The organism is Mycobacterium sp. NPDC003323, from assembly GCF_053589535.1.
The window spans coordinates 1-20,032 of record NZ_JBSFSB010000020.1 but is presented as its reverse complement, the minus strand read 5'-3'; the positions used below and the strand labels follow the sequence as shown (position 1 = coordinate 20,032).

Genomic DNA, 20,032 nt, shown 5'->3' with positions numbered 1-20,032 from the left:
TCCCGGTGTACGCGACTACCCTCACCTCAATGCCCGAGTCAAGCGTGGTGGTACGCCCGGTCCCGGTGGGCAGCGGTGACTACAGCGCCGCTGCCCGGTTGCAGGCGGCCGGGCTCAAGCAGGCCATCGGGCTCTTCGAGGAGGCGGCGGCCGCCGTCCCGCTGCCACAGCCGCCGCTGCCCATCGTGATCGCCGATTACGGCGCGGCCAACGGCCACAACTCGCTGCTGCCGCTCAATGCCGCGATCGCGGTGCTGCGCAAGCGGACGCGGCCCGAACACTCCATCCTGGTGACCCACACCGACGTCCCGGACAACGACTTCTCCGAGCTGTTCCGCGTGCTGGCCGACGATCCGGACAGCTACCTGCGCCATGACCCGGCGACATACTCCTCGGCGGTCGGACGCTCGTTCTACACCCAGATCCTGCCGGCCAACACCGTCAACCTGGGCTGGTCGTCCTGGTCCATCCTGTGGCTGAGCAGCTTTCCGGCCATCGTCACCGATCACATCCACGCCTCGTTCAGCGCCGACGAGGCGATCCGCTCCAGCCATGACCGGTTGGCGGCGCGCGACTGGCATGAGTTCGTCGCCTACCGCGGCCGCGAACTGTGTCCGGGTGGCCGGGCGGTGGTGATGACCATGGCGATCGCCGACAACGGCGAGTTCGGTTACCGCCCGTTGTTCGCGGCGCTGATGGCCGAGTTGGGCGAACTCGTGGCACGCAGTGTGCTGACCGGCGACGAGCTTTCCGCGATGTCCATCCCGATCGTCGGGCGCCGCGCCGCCGATTTCGCCACCCCGTTCGCGCCGTCGGGCCGACTCGAACAACTGACGATCGAACATCTGGACGTGTTCGATGCCGAGGACCGGTTCTGGCGTCAGTACCAGAAGGACGGCGACGCAACCGCTTTCGGCGCGCAGTGGGGTTCCTTCCTGCGCGCCGCGGTGTTCTCCACGCTGGGCGGGTTCGTCGCGGCCGAGCGTCGCGGCGCGTTCTGCGATGCACTGGAGGCCGGGATCGCCGCCCGGATGGCGGCCGAACCGCAGGAGATGCAGATTCCGATGGCCCAGGTGGTGCTGCACAAGAAGCCGCGCAGCCGTTAGCCGAACCCCGGCACCGCCGCGTCGATGAGGTGCGGGCCAGGCTCGGCCAGCGCCGCGGCGAACTGCTCGGCCAGTTCCTCGGCGGTGCTCGCCCGCGACGCCGGGACCCCGAAACCCGCTGCGATGGCCACGAAGTCGATATCCGGATTGCCGATGTCGAGCAGCGAGCGGGCCTTGTCGCCGCCGGCGACGGCACCCACCCTGGCCAGCTCCATCTGCAGGATGGCGTAGGCGTGGTTGTTCAGGATCACCACGGTCACGTCGAGGTTCTCGCGAGCCATCGTCCACAGCGCCGAGATCGTGTACACCGCACTGCCGTCGGCCTGCAGCGCGATCACCGGCCGGTCCGGGGCGGCCACCGCGGCACCGACGGCCACCGGCAGTCCCTGACCGATGGCGCCACCGGTGAGGGTCAGCACGTCATGCGGTGGCGACCCGGCCGTGGCGGCTGGCAACAGCACCCCGCTGGTGTTGGCCTCATCGGAGATGATGGCGTTCTCCGGCAACAGCGCCCCGATGACCTGCGCCCAATTGGCCGCCGTCAATGGGCCTTCGGGCAATTCCGGCACGGTCACGTCCGCGGCGGCCGGCGCCGGCGCTCCCAGCGCTTCGGCCAGCTCGGCCAGATCGGCGGGATCCAGGGCATGCACCTGCGCGCCGGTGGGCACCAGTCCGCTGGCGCGGCCGGGGTAGGCGAAGAACGCGACGGGCGCGCGGGTCCCGACCAGCAGCACCTGGGTGGCCCCGTCGAGTTGCTGCTCGGCCTGTTCGGCCAGATACGCCAGCCGTTCGATGGCCGGAATGCCGCGGCCCCGGGTCAGTCGCGCGGGGAACGTCTCGACCAGCGGACGGGCCCCGGTGGCGGCGGCGATGCGGGCGGCCGTCGTCAGTCCGTCGGCGGTGGTCGCCGCCCCGCCCAGCAGCAGCACCGTCTGCTCGCCGTATTCGCGCAGCAGTTCGACCGCGGCCGCCACCCCGATCCCGCCGTGGTCGGCGACGGGTGCCGCCGGCTCGTCGGACAGGTCGCTTGATTCCGCGGGGCTCCAGGAGTAGTCGGCGGGCAGGATCACCGTTGCCACCCGGCCGGGCGGCCCGGACGCGCCGGCGATCGCTGCGTCAACCGCGGCGGCCAGCGCCGCGGCCGACGCCGGTCGGTACACCAGCCCGTCGGGCCAGCCGGCCAACGCTTCGATATCGGATTCCAGCGGCGCGTCGAACTCGACATGGCGGGTCGCGTGATCGCCGACGATGTTCACCACCGGGGTGTGTGCGCGGCGGGCGTTGTGCAGGTTGGCCAGCCCGTTCGCCAGACCCGGGCCGAGGTGCAGCAGGGTGGCGGCGGGTCGGCCGGCGACGCGGGCATACCCGTCGGCGGCGCCGGTGGCCACCCCCTCGAACAGGCAGAGCACGGCCCGCATATCGGGCGCATCATCAAGGGCCGCAACGAAATGCATCTCGGAGGTGCCCGGATTGGCGAAGCACGCCGACACTCCCCCGGCCAGTAATCGATCGATGACTACATTCGCTCCGGAACCCATCTAGCGGATGGTACCGACACCGGGAATCAGCGGGAGATCCAGTGCCGTCACCCAGCCCGGCGGCAGGTCATTGACGGCAGGAACCGCATTCAGCGCCCGCAGGCCGGTGGCCAGACAGCCCGCGGCGGCGGCGTCGCGGCCCGAACCGTCGGTGAAGCGGAACGCCGTCTCCTGCGAGATGCTGGGTGTGCCTTCGATATCGACGCGGTAGACGTCGTTGTCGTTGCCGGTGGGCCAGTCCGGTGCGGCGTCCAGGCCGATCCGGTTCACATGCTCCAGCGCGATGCGCGTCTGGCCGCCGAAGCGGCCGTTGATGGTGAACCGCACCGCGGCCACCTTGCCGGCCTCGATGACACCCTTGGCGGACTTGCGGTCCTCCGGGGTGACCCACTTCTCCCAGGTGGTGGTGATCTCGTCGAGGGTGATACCCGCCGCGTGCGCGATCATGGGAACCGTTGCACCCCATGCCATGATCAGGATCTCCGGGCTCTCCAGCAGCGGCCGGTACTCGGGCGGCCGGCCGATGCCCATCTCGAACTCGTAGTCACCGGTGTAGTTGGTGTAGTCCAGCAGTTCGGAGGCGCGCACGCTGCGCACCTCCGAGCACAGACCCATCAGCGTCAGCGGGAACAGGTCGTTGGCGAAGCCGGGGTCGATACCGGTGGTGAAACACGATGCGCCGCCGGCCTCACAGGCCTCGGTGATCGGGGTGATCCAGTTCGGCGGGTTAAGGTGCATCTTCGGCCACACCCACGGCGTCATGGCGGTCGAGGTGACGTCGATACCGGCCCGCAGGAACCGGCTGATCAATTCGATATTGGCATCGGCCTGCGCCGCGGTCGGTCCGTAGTGCACCAGCGCGTCCGGTTCGAGCGCGATCAGTGCGTCGACGTCATCGGTGGCGGCGATGCCCAACGGCGCACCGAGACCGCAGATCTCGCCGACATCGCGTCCCACCTTGGCGGGGTCGCTGACGCCGACGCCGACGAGTTCGAACGCCGGGTGCTTGACGATCTCGGCGATCACCATGCTGCCGACGAATCCGGTACCCCAGACGACGATCCGCTTGGTCATGGCGTCCTCTCTAGAAGCAGCGCCGCAGGCCGCCGGGCTCGCAGTACAACGGGTACTTCTGCACCGGGATCGGCAGCGGTTCCTTGAAGGCGATGGTGAACGGTTTGACGTCGATGGTGGCCGGCAGGCCACACACCTGGTTGTGCGCGATGCTGCGGGTGCCGCTCATGGTGATGGTGTCGAACTTGAAGGTCTCGTAGATCGGCGCGGTGTCACCGTTCGGACAGGTGAGGCCGTCCATCGTGTTGACGTTATAGGTCCATATGCCGCCGGTGAGCTTGGCGTCGCCGCCCTTGGCCACCGCGGTCGGTGTGGAACTGACGTGCAGGATGCAGGCGACGGGGTCGCGGATCTCGACGCGCAGATCGCCGACCACCGGCACGCAGATCGGGTAGATCGACCAGTTCGCGTCGGGCAGGCCCTCCTGCTTGTAGGTATAGACGCCCTCCAGCACCTGCTGGTTCGGGTTCGCCTGCGCGGGCACCGCGAACCCGATCATCGAGACGGCCAGCAGGACGGCACCGAACAACCCGCGGAAAGTGTTCACGCCACGCAGTATTGCAGGGGCCCATCTGACGCGTCCGGCGTTTGCTCCGTGAGAAGGTGCCGGTATGACCTCATTGGACGGGAAAGTCGCATTGATCACCGGGGCGTCGGCGGGTCTCGGGGCCGCCACCGCGAAGTTGTTCGCCGAGCGCGGGGCGACGGTGTACGGCGTGGCCAGGGACACCGATCGGATGGCCGAGGTGTTCGCCGACGTGCCCGGCGGCCGGTTCGGGTCCTATGACATCGCCGCACCCGAGGCGTGTGCGCAGGCGGTGTCCGATTGCGTGGCGGCCTTCGGGCGGGTCGACGTGTTGGCCAACGTGGCGGGTTTCCACCAGATGCGGCGCACCTCGGCGGTCACCGATGCGGACTGGGACCGCGATCTCGCCGTCAACCTCAACGGACCCTTTTTCCTGTCCCGGGCCGCATTGCCGCATCTGCTGGCCGCCGGCGGCAACATCGTCAACGTCGCCTCCGTGGCCGGCGTGGAGGGCGAGGTCTACTCCGCGGGTTACTGCGCGGCCAAGCACGGCCTGATCGGTCTGACCCGGGCGATGGCCGTGGAGTTCACCAAGGAGAAGCTGCGTGTCAACGCGGTGTGCCCGGGCGGGATGCTGACCGCGCAGGTCACGGAGTTCGCCGCACCCGAGGACGCCGACTGGGACCTGATCATGCGCATCGCCGCGCCCCGGGGAATGATGGACCCGGTCGACGTCGCCAAGACCATCGCCTTCCTGGCCAGTGACGACGCCGCCGCAATCCACGGCGCGGTCTACCGCGTCGACAACGGAAAGGGCGCGGACTGATGACCGAGATCGACACGGGTTCCGACTCGATCGGCACCGTCGGCAGCACCGAGGTGCAGTCTTGCATCGGCACGGTCGGCAGCGCCGCGGTGGCCGGTTCGATCGCGACCGTCGGCAGCGCCGGGGTCGCCGGGTCGGTGGCGACCGTGCACAGTGCCGGCGTCGCGGGCTCGATCGCCACCGGCGCCAGCGCCGGCGTGGCCGGTGGATTCGCCGTGGTGGGCAGCGCCTTCTCGGTGCTGTGCGCGGCGCTGGTCGGCTGTGTCGCGTGTATCGCGTGTGTGGCGTGCCGTAAATGCGCGGCCTGCGTCGCGTGCGCGGGCTGCACCGATTGCGTCGGCTGCATCGGCTGCGTCAACTGCTCGGGCCTGCGCGGGGCGGTCGGCCTGAGCAACGTGCACGCCTGAGTGATGACCGCCCGGGACGGCGGTGGGCTCATACCACTCGACCAGAAACACGCCTGCGGGGCGCTCATGTGGGAGGCTCTCGAGCCCGGGTGCCGGTTGAATCCGGCAAATCCCGATCGCGTGAAATGATCCCCAGGTGGCTGCGGGGGTGGTGACTCGTGATGCGGAATTCGGTGCAGTGTCGCGGTTCCTCGACTCTGCGTCACGCGAGCCCACGATTCTGCTCATCGACGGCGAAGCGGGAATCGGCAAGACCACCCTCTGGCTGGCCGGAATAGAGCAAGCGCGCGAGCGTCACTTTCAGGTGCTGGCCACGCGGCCGGCGCAGACGGAATCGGTACTGGCCTACGTTTCGCTTGCCGACTTGCTGAGCCTGGTGCATCCGGCAGTACTGAACAACCCGTGACCACGACCCGACCGTGTGTATCCGTCGCATCTGCAGCGCTTTTCGCGGCCACTTTCACCCTGTCCGGGGTGGCGGCTGCGCCGGCTGCGCACGCCAGCCCGCTCGACGCCATTCGTGGTGCCGTGAACGCCGCACGAACCAACTGTCCCCCGCTGAACTACAACATCGACCTGGAGGGCAACGCGCAGGCTGTCGCCGGAAACAGATCACCGGGAGTACCCCCGTCGGGCCGCTACAACGGCAAGACAGCCGAGGGCGACATGATCGGTGACCCGACCGCGGAGGCGATCAGCGAGCTCGTCAACCAGATGCGCCCTTTGATCAACAACTGCAATTACAAGGATTTCGGCGTGGGCATGCGTCGCGACGACGGCGGAGAGTACAGCGTCGTCAGCCTCGCTCTCGGTGAGCCGCGTGCCGTGGCCCCGCCTCCGCCTCCGAGGCCCGCCCCGGCGCCGGCTCCCGCGCCAATTCCCGCGCCGCCTCCGCCTCCGCCTCCGCCGCCCGTCGAGAAGGCGCCGACAAACGCCGTGACGCTGAGCATCAAGCGCGAAGGGTTGCGCGCCAAGGTGACTGTGGGAAACACCTCGGACTTGCAGGCCCAATGCACCTACAAAGCCAGAGAAGTCAACGGGCTCGGCATTCCGGTCAGCCGTAACTTCGGCGTCAACCCCAGGGGCAGCACTCCGTTGGAGTTCCCGGCGCCGCTCATCGGACAGACGTACACGGTGGTGGTGATGCCGCGCCGACTTCAACGGTGAGAACGTCGAAATCGGGCGGGTGCAGCAGGACTTCTCGAGCCTCTAAGCGATTCTCGGATAGTTCGGTGTGGTCATCGACAGCGTCGTCACGACCGCCGACTCACACCCGGCGGCGCCGTCCCAGCAGTGCGGCACCACCGACGGCGCCCAGGCTGAGCACCGCGCAGGCCACCGCGGCGGTGATCAGCAGCGTCTGGTTTCCGCCACCGGTCGACGACGCCTCCTCCGACGCCAGCCGCAGCCGGTAATCGCCCGGCAGGGGGCCCTCGCGCGGTTCGTCCAGACCCGGGTACTGCTGGGTCCGGTGCACCTCGAACATCCGCTCGCCACTGGCGCTCTGCTTCCACACGCCCCACGCCGGTGTCGCCCCGTCGAGCAGCACCCGGCGTTCGCCATAGCGGGCGTCATCGCCGACGTCGACGATGCGCTGCACCCGGAAGGGCTCGTACACCGCATCCGAATACCGCACCTGCACCGGGACATTGTCGTAGCGGAACAGCGGAGGCGGGGGCGGCGGCGCGATCGCGCCGATGGTCGGGATGAAGCCACCGCCGAAGAAGCTGCCGACGGCGACGCCCACCGCGGTGCTGACGGCGGTGTTGACGGCATTGAGCACGACCGCGGTGAAGCTGTAGGCCGCGAGATCGGCGACGTACATGACCATCCGCTGCAGCGGCGGGATGGTCACCACGCGCGGCCGGTTCTGGTACTCGTAGACGATGCGCACCGGGTCGCGGTACGGGTTGACGATCATCGGCCGGTAGAACTCGTCGTACTGGACCCAGTCCGGGCTCCACTGTCGGACCCGGCGGTCGAAGTCGCGCTGCTCGGCGCGCAGGTCGCGCTGGTCTTCGCGCAGCTGACGCTGGTCCTCGCGCAGTTCGCGCTGATCGTCACGCAGCTCGCGGCGCTCCTGCGCGAGACGGTCGCGCTCGTCGTCGAGGCCGATCAGCGATGACAGTTGGGCCAGCTCGTCGACCTGGGCGGGCGCCGGGTTGACCTCGACCGGTGCGGCTTTGCTGGCCAGCACCACATCGTCGGCCGGGGCCTGCAGCACCTCGGGTTTGAGCGTCTCGATCACGCGGGCGACGGGCTCGACGTCGGAAGGCTCGGCGCTCTCGGTCGCGTCGGCGGTGTCCGGGGTCGCCGACGTCGCGTCGGTGGACGGAGCCGCGGACGTGGAGTCGGGCGTCTCGGATTCCGGTGCTTCGGATTCCGGTGCCTCGGATTCGGGTGCCTCGGTGTCCGGTGTCTCGGTCTCGGTGCTCGGCTCGTCGGCGGCCGGTGCCTGGCTCGGGGCCGGGGTGACTCGCGCCGGCGTGCTGTCGGCCGTGGTGCTTTCGGGCGCGGTGCGCTCGGGGGTCGTGACGTCGGGCTCGGTGGTCTCCGGCGCGGCTTCGCGCTCGGCCGGCGGCGCGGACTGCGAGGTCGTCACCTGCGTACTCGGACGCCTGGTGGTCGCCGGCGCCGGCTGGGGTTGCGGCGCGGCCGTTTCCGGTGCGACGGTCTCGGGCTCGGCGGTTTCCTGCGGCACGGTCTCGGGTGCCACGGTCTGCGGGGCACTGCGCGTCGGCACCGGCGCCTGGGTCGGCTCAGGCGCGGGCGCCTGGGGCTGCACGGACGGCTGCGTCGGCTGCGGCACCACGGTGACGGCCGGGGCCTGGCTCTGCACCGGAGCCTCCGCGGTGGCCGCGGGCTCGTCGTAGGACTCGCCGTAGGACTCGTCGCTGCCGCCGCTCGACTGCGACGGCACCTCGACGACCGTCGTCTCCACCGCGTCGGGATCGGCCATCGCGGGCGCCACACCGACCGTCAGCGCGGTCAGCGAAAGCACCACCGTGGAGGCCACGCCGGCCACCAGGCTGCGCCGCAGGAACTCTTCACGTGCCGCACTCATCGTGCATCGACTCCTCAACGTTCACAGGAGCAGGGCAATTCTCAGCCACTACTGCAACTCGCAGTCATCTCCCCCGACACCGGCCGAATGGCCCGGCAGTGTCTCGCATGATTCATCGCTGTGGGCGGCGCAGTGTTACAACCCGCCGGGATCTCCGTGGTTTCAGTCTGGTCCGCCCTCCCCGCGACGGACTGAGCTCAGGTACGCCTGATCACCGCCAGACCTACGTCACTTCAGCCGCGCGGTTACCTCCGGCACGAGACTGAAACCACGGAGAACCGCCATCGACCGGGGCAGGTGCCGATCTGACACCATCGACGACGTGCCCACTCGCGATTTCGTCCTCACCGACGAGTTCCGGGATGCGATGGAACTGCTCGCCAGGGGCAGGCACATGTTCCTCACCGGCAAGGCCGGCACCGGCAAGTCCACCCTGATCCGGCGCTTCATGTCCCAGACCGACCGCAACGTGGTGGTGGTCGCGCCGACCGGGATCGCCGCGCTGAATGTCGAGGGCTACACCATTCACCGACTGTTCGGATTCACCTCGACCACCACGCTGGCCGATATCCGCACCGGCCGCTACTACCCGGGCCGGTTCGCCCGCACGGTCAAGGCCCTGGACACCCTGATCATCGACGAGGCGTCCATGGTCCGGGCCGACCTGTTCGACAAGGTGGCCGCGGCGCTGCAACGCTACGGGCCCGAACCGGGCAGCCCGTTCGGCGGTGTCCAACTGGTGCTGGTCGGTGATCTGTACCAGCTGCCGCCGGTGGTCACCGAGGGCGAGGCGGCGTTCTTCACCGACCGCTACGCCACCCCGTACTTCTTCTCCGCCGACAGCTTCGACCGCGACCAGTTCCCGATGGTGGCGTTGACGACGGTGTTCCGTCAGCTCGGCGATGACCGGATGACCGCCATCCTCAACGAGATCCGCGAGGGAGTGCTGCTCGGGCACGCCCAGGCCGAACTCAACGCGCGCACCGACCCGGACTTCGTCCCCCCCGACGACGAGTTCTGGCTGACGCTGGCGCCGACGAACCGGCTGGTGACCGCGCGCAACCGGCAGCATCTGGAGCGCCTGCCCGGTGCCGAGATCACCCACCATGCCCGCCAGACCGGCGACCTGAGCCTGTTCGATCCGCCGGCCGACGAGACCCTGCGGTTCAAGGTCGGTGCGCAGATCATGATGCTCACCAACGATCAGGCCGACCGCTGGGTCAACGGCACACTCGGCAAGGTCATCGCACAGGTCGCCGATGACGATTCGGTGGTCGTGGAGTTCAACGACGGCAGCCGCGCCGAGGTCGGACCGGTCACCTGGGAGGCAACCCGGCCCGTGGTCGAGGGCGGCTCGCTGCACCACGAGGTGTGCGGCACCTTCACCCAACTGCCGTTCAAACTGGCCTGGGCCATCACCATCCACAAGAGTCAGGGCCAGACCCTGGACCGGTTGGTCGTCGACCTGACCGGCGGCATGTTCTCCTACGGTCAGCTCTACGTCGCGCTCAGCCGGTGCACCTCGATGAGCGGGCTGGTGCTCAAACGGCCTGTGCTGCCCAAGGATTTGAAGACCGACCGCCGCATCGCGCGGTTCTTGCACAGCGCCGACGGGCCCGACGACGGGGCGCGCCGCTACTGCGCGATCGGGATTCTCACCGTGGGCGATGAGGGCCGGATGTCGCGGCCGCGCCCCGTCGAACTGGCCGTCGCCTTCGATGATGGCACCGCGGTGAGCACGCTGATCAATCCGCAGCGCGATCTGGCCGACGCCCGAGTGGCCTACGGCATCACCGTCGCCGACATCCTGCTGGCGCCCACCCTGGCCGAGGCCTGGGGCGTCGTGGCGCCGATGCTGACCGGCTGCACACCCGTCGGGCCCGGTATCGACGAGACGCTGGGGTTGATCGACTCTGAACTCAAACGCCTCGGCCATGTGACGGTGATGCCGCTGGGTGCCGACGCGCGCGGTCGCGTCACCGGTGCACGGGCCCTGGACCGCGCCACCGCGGCACTGACCGCCTTCACCGGCGCCCCGGCCGCCGGCTGCACCGCGTTCGGCGACCCGTCCGAATCACTGTCGGGGCATCTGCTCACCCGCGACGAGTCCGCGGCGACACCGACCTCGGCGCGGCTACCGGCGCTGTCGGCGCTGCTGGAGGTCAGCCGGCATGTCGGGCCCGCGCTGCTCGGCCTGCCCGCGCCCGAGGCGCTGCCCGAGGACCCGTGGATCGCCGCGGCCCGGCATTCGGTGGCCGGTCAGCTACGTGCGGCCGCAGGCCGAGTCCGGCTGACGCCCGAGGCGTTCGCGCGGCTGCGCGCCGCCGGCCGGTTGCTCGGCGTCGAGATCGTCGACGCGGCAATGCAGTCCGCGGCCGAAGGTGGCGATATCGGCGCGGTGCTGGTGCCCGGTGCCCGGGTCTGCTTCACCGGTATGGCGCTGGATGACGCCGGCCACGAGGTGCCCCGCGAGGAGATGATGCGCATCGCCGAGGGTGCGGGCCTGGCTCCGGTGAAGTCGGTGACCAAGACCCGCTGCGAGGTGCTGGTCACCGCCGAGGAGGGCACCCAGTCCGGCAAGGCGCGCAAGGCGCACGAGCTCGGAAAACCCGTGTTCGCCGCTGCGGACTTCCTGCAATGGGCCCGTGACCGCTCGTCATCGCCGGTCACGCCTTAAGGTCGAACCGTGAACCGGCTGGACCGCTTCTTCGAAATCACCGCCCGCGGCTCGACGATCTCCTCGGAGCTGCGCGGCGGTGTCGTGACCTTCATCGCGATGGCCTACATCATCGTGCTGAACCCGATCATCCTGTCCGGGGCGCCGGACGTCGCCGGTAACCAACTGGGCTTCACCCAGGTGTCGGCCGTGACGTCGCTGGCGGCCGGGGTGATGACGATCCTGTTCGGCGTCATCGCGCGGCTGCCGTTCGCGTTCGCCGCGGGCCTGGGCATCAACTCGTTCCTGGCGTCCTCGGTGGTCGGCGATTTGACCTGGGCCGAGGCGATGGGCCTGGTGGTCATCAACGGCGTCATCATCGTGCTGCTCGCGGTGACCGGGCTGCGCCGGCTGATCTTCGACGCCGTGCCGATCCAGCTGAAGCTGGCGATCACGGCGGGCATCGGCTTGTTCATCCTGTTCATCGGGCTGGTCGACGCCGGCTTCGTCGCCTCCACCGGTGGTCCGTCCCCGCCCGTGGGCCTGGGCGTGCAGGGCGCCGGATCGATCACCAACATCCCGACGGTGGTGTTCGTCTTCACGCTGCTGCTCACCGGCATCCTGGTGGCCCGCAAGATCCGCGGCGGGATCCTGATCGGGTTGATCACCGGCACCGTCGTCGCGGTCGTCATCGAGGCGATCTGGCATCTGGGTTCGGCCACCGAGAAGCCGGGCGGCTGGGGACTGTCGGTGCCCACGCTGAGCGGTTCACCGTTCGCGCTGCCCGACCTGTCGCTCGTCGGTGAGTTCAGCCTCGACAGCGTCAGCCGCATCGGCGTGCTGGCCGCGGTCATGTTGGTCTTCACCCTGGTGTTCACCAATTTCTTCGACGCCATGGGCACCTTCACCGGGTTGGCCCGCCAGGCCGGGGTGTCCGACGAGCACGGCAACTTCCCGCGTCTGCAGTCCGCCCTGGTGGTCGAGGGCGCGGGCGCGGTGGTCGGCGGCGCGGCCTCGGCATCGTCGAACACGGTGTTCATCGAGTCCGGGGCCGGTATCGGCGAGGGTGCGCGCACCGGGCTGGCCAGCCTGGTGACCGGCGCACTGTTCCTGGCGGCGATGTTCGTGACCCCGTTGGCGGCGATCGTGCCGACCGAGGTGGCCGCCGCCGCGCTGGTGATCGTCGGCGCCATGATGGCCTCGCATCTGCGGGAGATCGATCTGGCCGACTTCTCCATCGCGCTGCCGGTTGTGCTGACCGTCGCGGTGATGCCGCTGAGCTATTCGATCGCCAACGGCATCGGCGTCGGGTTCATCTCCTGGGTCATCGTGCGGACCGCCGCGGGCAAGGGCCGCGAGATCAGCCCGCTGCTGTGGATCGTGGCGGCCGGGTTCCTGCTCTACTTCGGACGGGGTTGGATCGACTCCCTGATCGGGGCATGACCGTCGAGATCGAGAAACCGGCCCGGCGCGCGCATATCGTCCGACTCGCGCTGCTGGCAGCTTTCCTGCTCGGCCTGTGGTACCTGATCGGCATCGAGCGCGTCCTGGAGATCGACGAGATCCGCTCCGCGGTCGCGTCCACCGGACCGGTCGCCCCGCTGGTCTACGTCATCGTCTCGGCGGTGCTCGGCAGCCTGTTCGTGCCCGGACCCATCCTGGCCGCCGGCAGCGGTCTGCTGTTCGGTCCGGTGGTGGGAGTGTTCGTCACGCTCGGTGCCACGGTGGGCACCGCGACCATCGCCGGCCTGGCCGGGCGGCGCGCCGGGCGGGAGAGCACCCGGGTGCTGCTGGGCGCCGAGCGGGCCGACCGCATCGACGCGCTGATCGCCCGGGGCGGGCTGTGGGCGGTGGTCGGGCAGAAGTTCGTCCCCGGCATCTCCGATGCCGCAGCGTCCTACGCCTTCGGCGCGTTCGGAGTCCCGTTGTGGCAGATGACGGTCGGCGCGATCATCGGATCGGCCCCGCGCGCCTTCGTCTACACCGCACTCGGCGCTTCGGTCGGTGACCTGTCCTCCCCGCTGGTGTACGCCGCGATCGGCGTCTGGTGCGTGACGGCGGTCGTCGGGGCGTTCGCCGCCCACCGGGGTTTGCGCAGTTGGCGCAACCGGCCACGACCCGACACCGAGCCACCCGATTCGCAGGTTGAACGGGGCTGACGGATGATCGACGGATGAAGCGAGAAGTCGGCGCCGTGCTCGAGGTCGACATCACCTCGCCCACCACGCTGGAATTCCAGATCGCCGTGGCACCCCACCCGGGCGCCGAGGTGCGCGAATCGTTGAGTTTCGTCCTGGACGGCAAACCGGTCACCGCGCAGGAGATCAGCGGCACCCACGGCAACCGCATCCACAAGTTCGACGCCGGCATCGGTCATCTGCGGGTCGACTACTCGGCCACCGTGACCGGTCATGCCGATCCCCCACCGGTCACCGACTACGACCTGTCGATGTATCTGCGTCCCAGCCGCTACGCCGAAGCGGACAAGCTGTTCGGCTTCGCAGCAACCGAATTCGGTGAGCTCACCGATCCGAATGCCCTGCTGGAACGGGTGTCGACCTGGGTCGGCCGCCGGCTGCAGTACGTTCCGGGTTCCAGCGACCCCATCGACGGTGCGGTCGACACCCTGCTGGCCGGCGCCGGGGTGTGCCGCGACTACGCGCATCTGGTGGTGGCCCTGCTGCGGGCGGTCGGGATTCCGGCGCGGCTGGTGTCGGTCTATGCGCCAGGCCTGAGTCCGATGGACTTCCACGCGGTCGCCGAGGCGTTCGTCGACGGGCACTGGCGGGTCGTCGACGCCACCCTGCTGGCACCGCGCGACAGCATGGTCCGCATCGCGACCGGCCGCGACGCCGCCGACACCGCGTTCCTGGACAACCACAACGGCGCGATCACCCTGACATTGCTGTCGGTGCTCGCCATCACCGACGGCGATCTGCCCGCCGACGCACCGGATCGGCTGCTGTCACTGCACTGACGATGGGTCGGTGCGGACGAGAACTCGCTCACACCGGCCCGGTTAGGGCAGCCTGTCCTGCCATCGCAGCGCCAAATCTGGTAAGAACAAAGCACCTCTAACAGATCAGGAGGAGAGACCGGACGTGCCCGAGTCTTCAGCGGCGACGGTCGTAACTCCCCAGGAGCAACACCGCGGCGGCATCGCCAAGTTCATCCGTACCTTCGCCATCCCGATCATCATCGGCTGGATCGCGCTGGTCGGCCTGGTGACGGTCACCGTGCCTCCGCTGGAGACCGTCGGCCAGATGCGTTCGGTGTCGATGAGCCCCGATTACGCGCCGTCGGTCATCGCCAGCAAGCGCATCGGGCAGGTGTTCGACGAATACCACTCCGACAGCCAGATCATGATCGTGCTGGAGGGCGAGCAGAAGCTCGGCGCCGACGCGCACATCTACTACAACGACCTGGTCGACCGGCTGGAAGCCGACACCCGCCACGTCGAGCACGTGCAGGACTTCTGGGGCGACCCGCTGACCGAGGCCGGCGCGCAGAGCGCCGACGGCAAGGCCGCCTACGTCCAGGTGTTCCTGGCCGGCAACATGGGCGAGGCGCTGTCCAACGAGTCGGTGGAGGCGGCCAAGCAGATCGTCGATGCCGTGGCTCCGCCGCCGGGGATCAAGGTCTATGTGACCGGCGGGTCGGCGCTGGTCGCCGATCAGCAGATCGCCGGGGACCGCAGCGTCCGGGTGATCGAGGGCGTCATCTTCGCCGTGATCATCACGATGCTGCTGCTGGTCTACCGATCCATCCTGACCACGCTGCTGGTGCTGGTGATGGTGGTGCTGGGACTGTCCTCGGCCCGTGGCGTTGTGGCCTTCCTGGGCTATCACGAGCTGATCGGCCTATCCACCTTCGCCACCCAGATGTTGGTGACGCTCGCGGTGGCATCGGCCACCGACTACGCGATCTTCCTGATAGGCCGATATCAGGAGGCGCGATCGGTCGGCGAGGACCGCGAGTCGGCGTACTACACGATGTTCCACGGCACCGCGCATGTGGTGCTCGGCTCCGGTATGACGATCGCCGGCGCGATGCTGTGTCTGCACTTCACCCGGCTGCCGTACTTCCAGACCCTCGGCATCCCGATGGCGTTCGGCATGGCGACCGTGGTGCTCACCGCGCTGACGCTGGGCCCGGCCATCGTCACCGTCGCCAGCCGCTACCGCAACCTGCTCGAACCCAGGCGCGCCATGCGGATCCGCAGCTGGCGTCGCGTCGCCGCCGTGGTGGTGCGTTGGCCCGGCGCGGTGCTGTTCGCCACCATCGTGCTGTCGCTGATCGGTCTGCTCGCGCTGCCCGGCTACCGGACCAACTACAACGACCGCAACTACCTGCCCGACAATCTGCCGGCCATGGAGGGCTTCGCCGCCGCCGAACGGCACTTCTCGGTGGCGCGGATGAACCCCGAGGTGCTGCTCGTCGAGACCGACCGCGATCTGCGGAACTCGGCCGACTTCCTGGTGATCGACAAGATCGCCAAGGGCATCTTCCGGGTCCCGGGAGTCGGCAACGTCCAGGCCATCACCCGCCCGCAGGGCGAACCGCTGGAATTCAGCACCATCCCCGCGCAGATGAGCATGAGCGGCTCCAGCCAGCAGATGAATCAGGCGTACATGGAGGACATGTTCGCCAACATGCTGGCCCAGGCCGATGACATGCAGTCCAGCATCGACACCATGAACCGGATGATGTCGCTGATGCGGGAGATGAGCGACACCACGCAGAGCATGGTGACCAAGTCCAACGAGATGGCCGTCGACATCGCCGAACTACGCGACAACATCTCCAACTTCGACGACTTCTTCCGGCCGATCCGCAATTACTTCTATTGGGAACCGCACTGCTACAACATCCCGATCTGCTGGTCGATGCGGTCGGTGTTCGACGCATTGGATGGCACCGACCGGCTCACCACCCAGTTCGAAGAGGTGCTGCCGGATCTGAACCGGATGGCCGCGCTGATGCCGCAGATGCTGGAGGTCATGCCCGCGCAGATCGAATCGATGCAATCCTCGCGCGACATGATGCTGCGGATGTATCAGACCCAAAAGGGCATTCAGGACCAGAGCATGGAGATGTCGGAGAACCAGAGCGCGATGGGCGACGCGTTCAACGACGCCAAGAACGACGACACCTTTTACCTGCCGCCCGACATCTTCGACAACGCGGATTTCAAACGCGGCATGGAGAGTTTCATCTCCCCCGACGGAAAGTCCGTGCGGTTCATCATCTCGCACGCCGATGACCCGTTGACGCCGGACGGCATCAAGCTGATCGACCAGATCAAGACGGCCGCAAAGGAATCCATCAAGGGCACCCCGCTGGAGGGGTCCAAGATCTACATGGCCGGTACCGCCTCGTCGTTCAAGGACATGCAAGAGGGCAACAACTACGACCTCATCATCGCCGGGGTCGCCGCGTTGAGCCTGATCTTCATCATCATGTTGCTCATCACCCGCAGTCTGATCGCCGCAGCGGTCATCGTCGGCACCGTGGTGGTGTCCCTCGGGGCGTCGTTCGGCCTGTCCATCCTGATCTGGCAGCACATCCTGGGTATCGAGCTGTACTTCATGGTGATGGCGATGGCGGTGATCGTGCTGTTGGCCGTCGGCGCCGACTACAACCTGCTGCTGGTGGCCCGGATGAGGGAGGAACTCAACGACGGGCTGAACACCGGCATCATCCGGGCCATGGGCGGTACCGGTTCGGTGGTGACCGCCGCCGGTCTGGTGTTCGCCTTCACGATGATGTCGATGTTCGTCAGTGAGATGGTCGTGGTGGCCCAGGTCGGTACGACGATCGGCCTCGGACTGCTGTTCGACACCCTGGTCATCCGGTCGTTCATGACCCCGGCCATCGCTGCGTTGTTGGGCAAATGGTTCTGGTGGCCGCAGGTGGTGCGCCAGCGTCCGGCGCGCCCGACCCCGCCGCCACAGCCGCAGGAAACCGCCTCCGTCTGAGCTCCGGCGCCTCGCCAGCCTCAGCCGAAACATCTGTAGCAAATTTTTGACTGCTGTCGCAACGTGCCGCTTGGGGGCGCTTGCGCGGGTAAATACCTGTAATCTGGACGCCGAACTGCTACTACAGCGAAGAATTCTGCAAACACGTCAATTCGAGATCGAACGAGTACGATCTTGACCGGGACTACCCCGGCGGCCCTGCGCGGAGAAAACCCGAACGGAGGGCAGATGAGCGTCGAGGAGATCTCACACGTGCCCACCACGCCGGGCGACGAAAGCCACTACGTGCGCGGTATGGATCACCTTCTGAAGGCGGTCCAGGAATTGTCGCTCGCGCGCAGCCTGCCCGAGATCCAGCGCATCGTGCGGGCCGCCGCCCGCGCGTTGACCGGGTGCGATGGCGCCACCTTCGTCCTGCGCGACAACGGCCAGTGCTACTACGCCGACGAGGACGCCATCGGTCCGCTCTGGAAGGGCAGCCGGTTCCCCCTGGAATCGTGTATCAGCGGGTGGGCCATGCTCAACCGCCAGGCCGCGGTCGTGCCCGACATCTACGCCGATGACCGCATCCCCCATGACGCGTATCGCCCGACATTCGTCAAGAGCCTGGTGATGGTGCCCATCCGCAAGCTCGATCCGGTCGGGGCCATCGGCAACTACTGGGCCGACGAGCGGCAGCCGACCGAGGAGGAGGTCTCGCTGCTGCAGGCGCTGGCCGATGCGACCTCCGTCGCGATGGAGAACGTCCAGATCTACGCCGAACTGGAACAGCGGGTGCTCGATCGCACGGCCGATCTGGAACGCGCCAACACGGCGATGCTGCACATGTCGGTGACCGACGAACTGACCGGCGTGACCAATCGTCGTGGCTTCTATCTGGTGGCCGAGTCGGCATTGCAGGCCGCCCGCCGCGACGGTCTCGACGGTCTGCTCGGTTTCATCGACGTCGACGGACTCAAGCAGGTCAACGACAATCAAGGGCATGTCGTCGGCGACGCCGTGATCGTCGACGTGGCCAATGTGCTGCGCGAGACGCTGCGCAAGTCCGACATCCTCGCCCGCATGGGGGGCGAGGAGTTCTGCGTGCTGGCAATCGGTTCAGAGAGCGACCCGGTGGCGTTGAAGGATCGACTGAATGCGGCTTTCGAGGATTGCAACGATACGCAGAGCCGTTCCTACCGGTTGTCGACCAGTATCGGCCTGATGTTGGTGACCCCCGGGGACACCAGCAGCCTGGAGGATCTACTGGCGAGCGCCGACGAGCTCATGTATGCCGAGAAGCGTGCCCGGCCCGCCTAAGCCGATGAGATGAACTCGACGGCGGCGTCGATCGCCGGACGGTGCCGCAGCAGGCGATAGTGCGCCAGCCGGCCCAGACCTTTGGTGGTGTGCAGCTTGGCATTTGGCCACAGCGCGACGAGCTGCTCGCTGGTCTCGTACAGGCTGTCGGGGTCATCGGGGTCGTGGATGAGCAGCAGCGGCGGGTTTTCCGGCCGGGCCGCGACCGCCGAGATGTCGGTGTCGTACAACGGCATCTTCAGCCTGCGGTCCAGACGGCCGACCATTCTTTCGCGGATGCGGGGTCCGAATCCATGTCGATGAGCGAAAACATCGACATACCAGTCGAAGTCGCCCATCGGCGCGAGAAAGACCAAGCGCTGCGCCTGCGCGCCCCAGGACACCGCGAGCGCGGTCGACTTGGCACCCAGCGAGTGCCCGATCACCGCGCGGGCAGGCCCGAATTCGGCGATGACGGCCGCAACGGCCTTGGCGCACTCGACGATTGTGGTACGACCGGGCGCGAGGTCGCCGGGCTCGGATCCGTTGTGGCTGGGCAGATCAAAGGCGATCACGCGATGGCCCGCCTCGACCAGCGGTTTGACGAAGACGCCCATGTGCGCCTGGCAGCCGCCCCAACCGTGGACCAGGTACACCGGCTCACCGTCGCCCCAGGATTCCCCGACGATCCGGTGCCCTTCCCAGGAGGCTTCGACCGGTTGACTCGGCGGCACGCCGGGCGGCATCCGCAGGCTCATCTCCACCGCGGGCGGGGTGCACCACAGTTCGGCGGCCCACCGGGCACCCTCGCCGGGTGCGTGCCGCTCCAGCAGGGCGAGCCGCTGCCGGACCTCCTCTGGAATCGGCGGCTCCACACCCGAACCCGCCGTGCTCAGATCGCGCTCATCACTCCCCACGGAGGACAACCCTACTGATGCGTGTCGGGCGGCGTGGCACGCGGACGCCGATGGTCGAACGTGTGTTCTAATCGGTACCGGAACCGATACCCGGAGGGATACACCGTAGCAATGACTTTCGACACGATGACCGTAGAAGCCGACTCCGCGACCACGTTACCCGCGCCTGTGGAGCCGGTGTCGGAGGCCGCGGAGCCGAAGAAGGCGTCGGCCAAGCGGGCCGGCCGCAAGGCCAAGACGCTGGAGCTGACGCTGACGGTCACCGGCACCGCCGACGGTGAGTGGCACGCCGAGCTCAAGCAGGGCAGCACCTATCTCACGCGGGGACTGGCCGTCGCGGCCGCCGCGGTGTCGCGCGCGGCCAAGGAACTGCACGAGGACCTGTCGGGTCCCATCGATGCCGTCATCGAGGAGGCGCGCAGCCAGCAGGCGGCAAGGGTGGCCGCCTTGGAGGCGGAACTGGCCGCGGCGCGCGCCGCGCTCGCCGGATTGGACTGACCGCTAATTGTCCGTCGTCGGCTTCGGTTGGAAGGGGGTGTACCACATCCATTGGGCCTTCTCCCCCGACGGACCGCGGCACGGTGCCACATGCGGGGGTGGCCCGGTCGGTGGGCGCGCCAGCGACGCGGCGGTCAACGTGCGGCCCCACCGGTCGGTCACGA

17 protein-coding genes are annotated in these 20,032 nt (G+C 68.2%); 12 read left to right on the top strand and 5 right to left on the bottom strand.

Annotation, left to right across the window (positions count from 1 at the left end; genetic code table 11):
* Positions 1-29 precede the first annotated feature (29 nt).
* Positions 30-1,106: an SAM-dependent methyltransferase gene (locus ACWDUN_RS26605; RefSeq protein ID WP_449933437.1), complete on the top strand. Its 1,077-nt coding sequence runs from the start codon at positions 30-32 to the stop codon at positions 1,104-1,106.
* On the opposite strand, the gene ACWDUN_RS26600 is transcribed toward ACWDUN_RS26605, so the two are convergent.
* From ACWDUN_RS26600 to ACWDUN_RS26590, 3 genes are read right to left on the bottom strand one after another with little or no spacing between them, the layout of a single operon-like run.
* On the bottom strand, positions 1,103-2,644 hold the full coding sequence (locus ACWDUN_RS26600; protein WP_449933435.1) for an acetolactate synthase large subunit: 1,542 nt from the start codon (positions 2,642-2,644) through the stop codon (positions 1,103-1,105). The two genes, ACWDUN_RS26605 and ACWDUN_RS26600, sit on opposite strands and share 4 nt — an antisense overlap.
* On the bottom strand, positions 2,645-3,718 hold the full coding sequence (locus ACWDUN_RS26595; protein ID WP_449933434.1) for an NAD(P)H-dependent amine dehydrogenase family protein: 1,074 nt from the start codon (positions 3,716-3,718) through the stop codon (positions 2,645-2,647).
* A gap of 10 nt (positions 3,719-3,728) precedes the next feature.
* On the bottom strand, positions 3,729-4,265 hold the full coding sequence (locus tag ACWDUN_RS26590) for a hypothetical protein (RefSeq protein WP_449933433.1): 537 nt from the start codon (positions 4,263-4,265) through the stop codon (positions 3,729-3,731).
* Positions 4,266-4,329: 64 nt separating this feature from the next.
* Here ACWDUN_RS26590 and ACWDUN_RS26585 point away from each other — a divergent pair, with 64 nt between their 5' ends.
* The 4 genes from ACWDUN_RS26585 to ACWDUN_RS26570 all read left to right on the top strand — a co-directional run bounded on the left by ACWDUN_RS26585 (position 4,330) and on the right by ACWDUN_RS26570 (position 6,644).
* On the top strand, positions 4,330-5,070 hold the full coding sequence (locus tag ACWDUN_RS26585; protein ID WP_449933431.1) for an SDR family NAD(P)-dependent oxidoreductase: 741 nt from the start codon (positions 4,330-4,332) through the stop codon (positions 5,068-5,070).
* Positions 5,070-5,477, top strand: a complete 408-nt coding sequence (locus tag ACWDUN_RS26580; RefSeq protein WP_449933429.1) for a hypothetical protein — start codon at positions 5,070-5,072, stop codon at positions 5,475-5,477. The genes ACWDUN_RS26585 and ACWDUN_RS26580 overlap by 1 nt, the downstream gene beginning before the upstream one ends.
* A 136-nt stretch (positions 5,478-5,613) precedes the next feature.
* Positions 5,614-5,883: an AAA family ATPase gene (locus ACWDUN_RS26575; protein WP_449933427.1), complete on the top strand. Its 270-nt coding sequence runs from the start codon at positions 5,614-5,616 to the stop codon at positions 5,881-5,883.
* Positions 5,884-5,951: 68 nt separating this feature from the next.
* On the top strand, positions 5,952-6,644 hold the full coding sequence (locus ACWDUN_RS26570) for a hypothetical protein (protein WP_449933425.1): 693 nt from the start codon (positions 5,952-5,954) through the stop codon (positions 6,642-6,644).
* A gap of 100 nt (positions 6,645-6,744) precedes the next feature.
* Here ACWDUN_RS26570 and ACWDUN_RS26565 read toward each other — a convergent pair whose 3' ends face one another.
* Positions 6,745-8,541, bottom strand: a complete 1,797-nt coding sequence (locus ACWDUN_RS26565) for a hypothetical protein (RefSeq protein ID WP_449933424.1) — start codon at positions 8,539-8,541, stop codon at positions 6,745-6,747.
* A gap of 367 nt (positions 8,542-8,908) precedes the next feature.
* On the opposite strand from ACWDUN_RS26565, the gene ACWDUN_RS26560 reads away from it, so the two are divergent.
* From ACWDUN_RS26560 to ACWDUN_RS26535, 6 genes are all read left to right on the top strand, one after another.
* Positions 8,909-11,218, top strand: coding sequence for an AAA family ATPase (locus tag ACWDUN_RS26560; RefSeq protein WP_449933525.1), 2,310 nt, complete (start codon positions 8,909-8,911; stop codon positions 11,216-11,218).
* A gap of 9 nt (positions 11,219-11,227) precedes the next feature.
* Positions 11,228-12,640 carry an NCS2 family permease gene (locus tag ACWDUN_RS26555; RefSeq protein ID WP_449933422.1) on the top strand — a complete coding sequence of 471 codons (1,413 nt, stop codon included), beginning with the start codon at positions 11,228-11,230 and terminating at the stop codon, positions 12,638-12,640.
* Entirely contained in the window at positions 12,637-13,356 is a 720-nt protein-coding gene (locus tag ACWDUN_RS26550) for a TVP38/TMEM64 family protein (RefSeq protein ID WP_449933420.1), read from the top strand. Before ACWDUN_RS26555 ends, ACWDUN_RS26550 begins: the two co-directional genes overlap by 4 nt.
* A gap of 14 nt (positions 13,357-13,370) precedes the next feature.
* On the top strand, positions 13,371-14,174 hold the full coding sequence (locus ACWDUN_RS26545) for a transglutaminase-like domain-containing protein (RefSeq protein ID WP_449933418.1): 804 nt from the start codon (positions 13,371-13,373) through the stop codon (positions 14,172-14,174).
* Positions 14,175-14,298: 124 nt separating this feature from the next.
* Positions 14,299-17,175, top strand: coding sequence for an MMPL/RND family transporter (locus ACWDUN_RS26540; protein WP_449933416.1), 2,877 nt, complete (start codon positions 14,299-14,301; stop codon positions 17,173-17,175).
* Between the two features lie 228 nt (positions 17,176-17,403).
* On the top strand, positions 17,404-18,474 hold the full coding sequence (locus tag ACWDUN_RS26535; RefSeq protein ID WP_449933414.1) for a GGDEF domain-containing protein: 1,071 nt from the start codon (positions 17,404-17,406) through the stop codon (positions 18,472-18,474).
* On the opposite strand, the gene ACWDUN_RS26530 is transcribed toward ACWDUN_RS26535, so the two are convergent.
* Positions 18,471-19,370, bottom strand: coding sequence for an alpha/beta fold hydrolase (locus tag ACWDUN_RS26530; RefSeq protein ID WP_449933412.1), 900 nt, complete (start codon positions 19,368-19,370; stop codon positions 18,471-18,473). The two genes, ACWDUN_RS26535 and ACWDUN_RS26530, sit on opposite strands and share 4 nt — an antisense overlap.
* A gap of 126 nt (positions 19,371-19,496) precedes the next feature.
* Here ACWDUN_RS26530 and ACWDUN_RS26525 point away from each other — a divergent pair, with 126 nt between their 5' ends.
* Positions 19,497-19,868 (top strand): DUF6319 family protein, encoded by a 372-nt coding sequence (locus ACWDUN_RS26525; protein WP_449933411.1) that lies wholly within the window; start codon positions 19,497-19,499, stop codon positions 19,866-19,868.
* Positions 19,869-20,032 lie beyond the last annotated feature (164 nt).

Coding starts and splice junctions, on each gene's coding strand:
- ACWDUN_RS26605 (WP_449933437.1), top strand. CDS start 30: ATGCCCGAGTCAAGCGTGGTGGTACGCCCGGTCCCGGTGGGCAGCGGT.
- ACWDUN_RS26600 (WP_449933435.1), bottom strand. CDS start 2,644: ATGGGTTCCGGAGCGAATGTAGTCATCGATCGATTACTGGCCGGGGGA.
- ACWDUN_RS26595 (WP_449933434.1), bottom strand. CDS start 3,718: ATGACCAAGCGGATCGTCGTCTGGGGTACCGGATTCGTCGGCAGCATG.
- ACWDUN_RS26585 (WP_449933431.1), top strand. CDS start 4,330: ATGACCTCATTGGACGGGAAAGTCGCATTGATCACCGGGGCGTCGGCG.
- ACWDUN_RS26580 (WP_449933429.1), top strand. CDS start 5,070: ATGACCGAGATCGACACGGGTTCCGACTCGATCGGCACCGTCGGCAGC.
- ACWDUN_RS26565 (WP_449933424.1), bottom strand. CDS start 8,541: ATGAGTGCGGCACGTGAAGAGTTCCTGCGGCGCAGCCTGGTGGCCGGC.
- ACWDUN_RS26560 (WP_449933525.1), top strand. CDS start 8,909: ATGGAACTGCTCGCCAGGGGCAGGCACATGTTCCTCACCGGCAAGGCC.
- ACWDUN_RS26550 (WP_449933420.1), top strand. CDS start 12,637: ATGACCGTCGAGATCGAGAAACCGGCCCGGCGCGCGCATATCGTCCGA.
- ACWDUN_RS26545 (WP_449933418.1), top strand. CDS start 13,371: ATGAAGCGAGAAGTCGGCGCCGTGCTCGAGGTCGACATCACCTCGCCC.
- ACWDUN_RS26535 (WP_449933414.1), top strand. CDS start 17,404: ATGAGCGTCGAGGAGATCTCACACGTGCCCACCACGCCGGGCGACGAA.
- ACWDUN_RS26525 (WP_449933411.1), top strand. CDS start 19,497: ATGACCGTAGAAGCCGACTCCGCGACCACGTTACCCGCGCCTGTGGAG.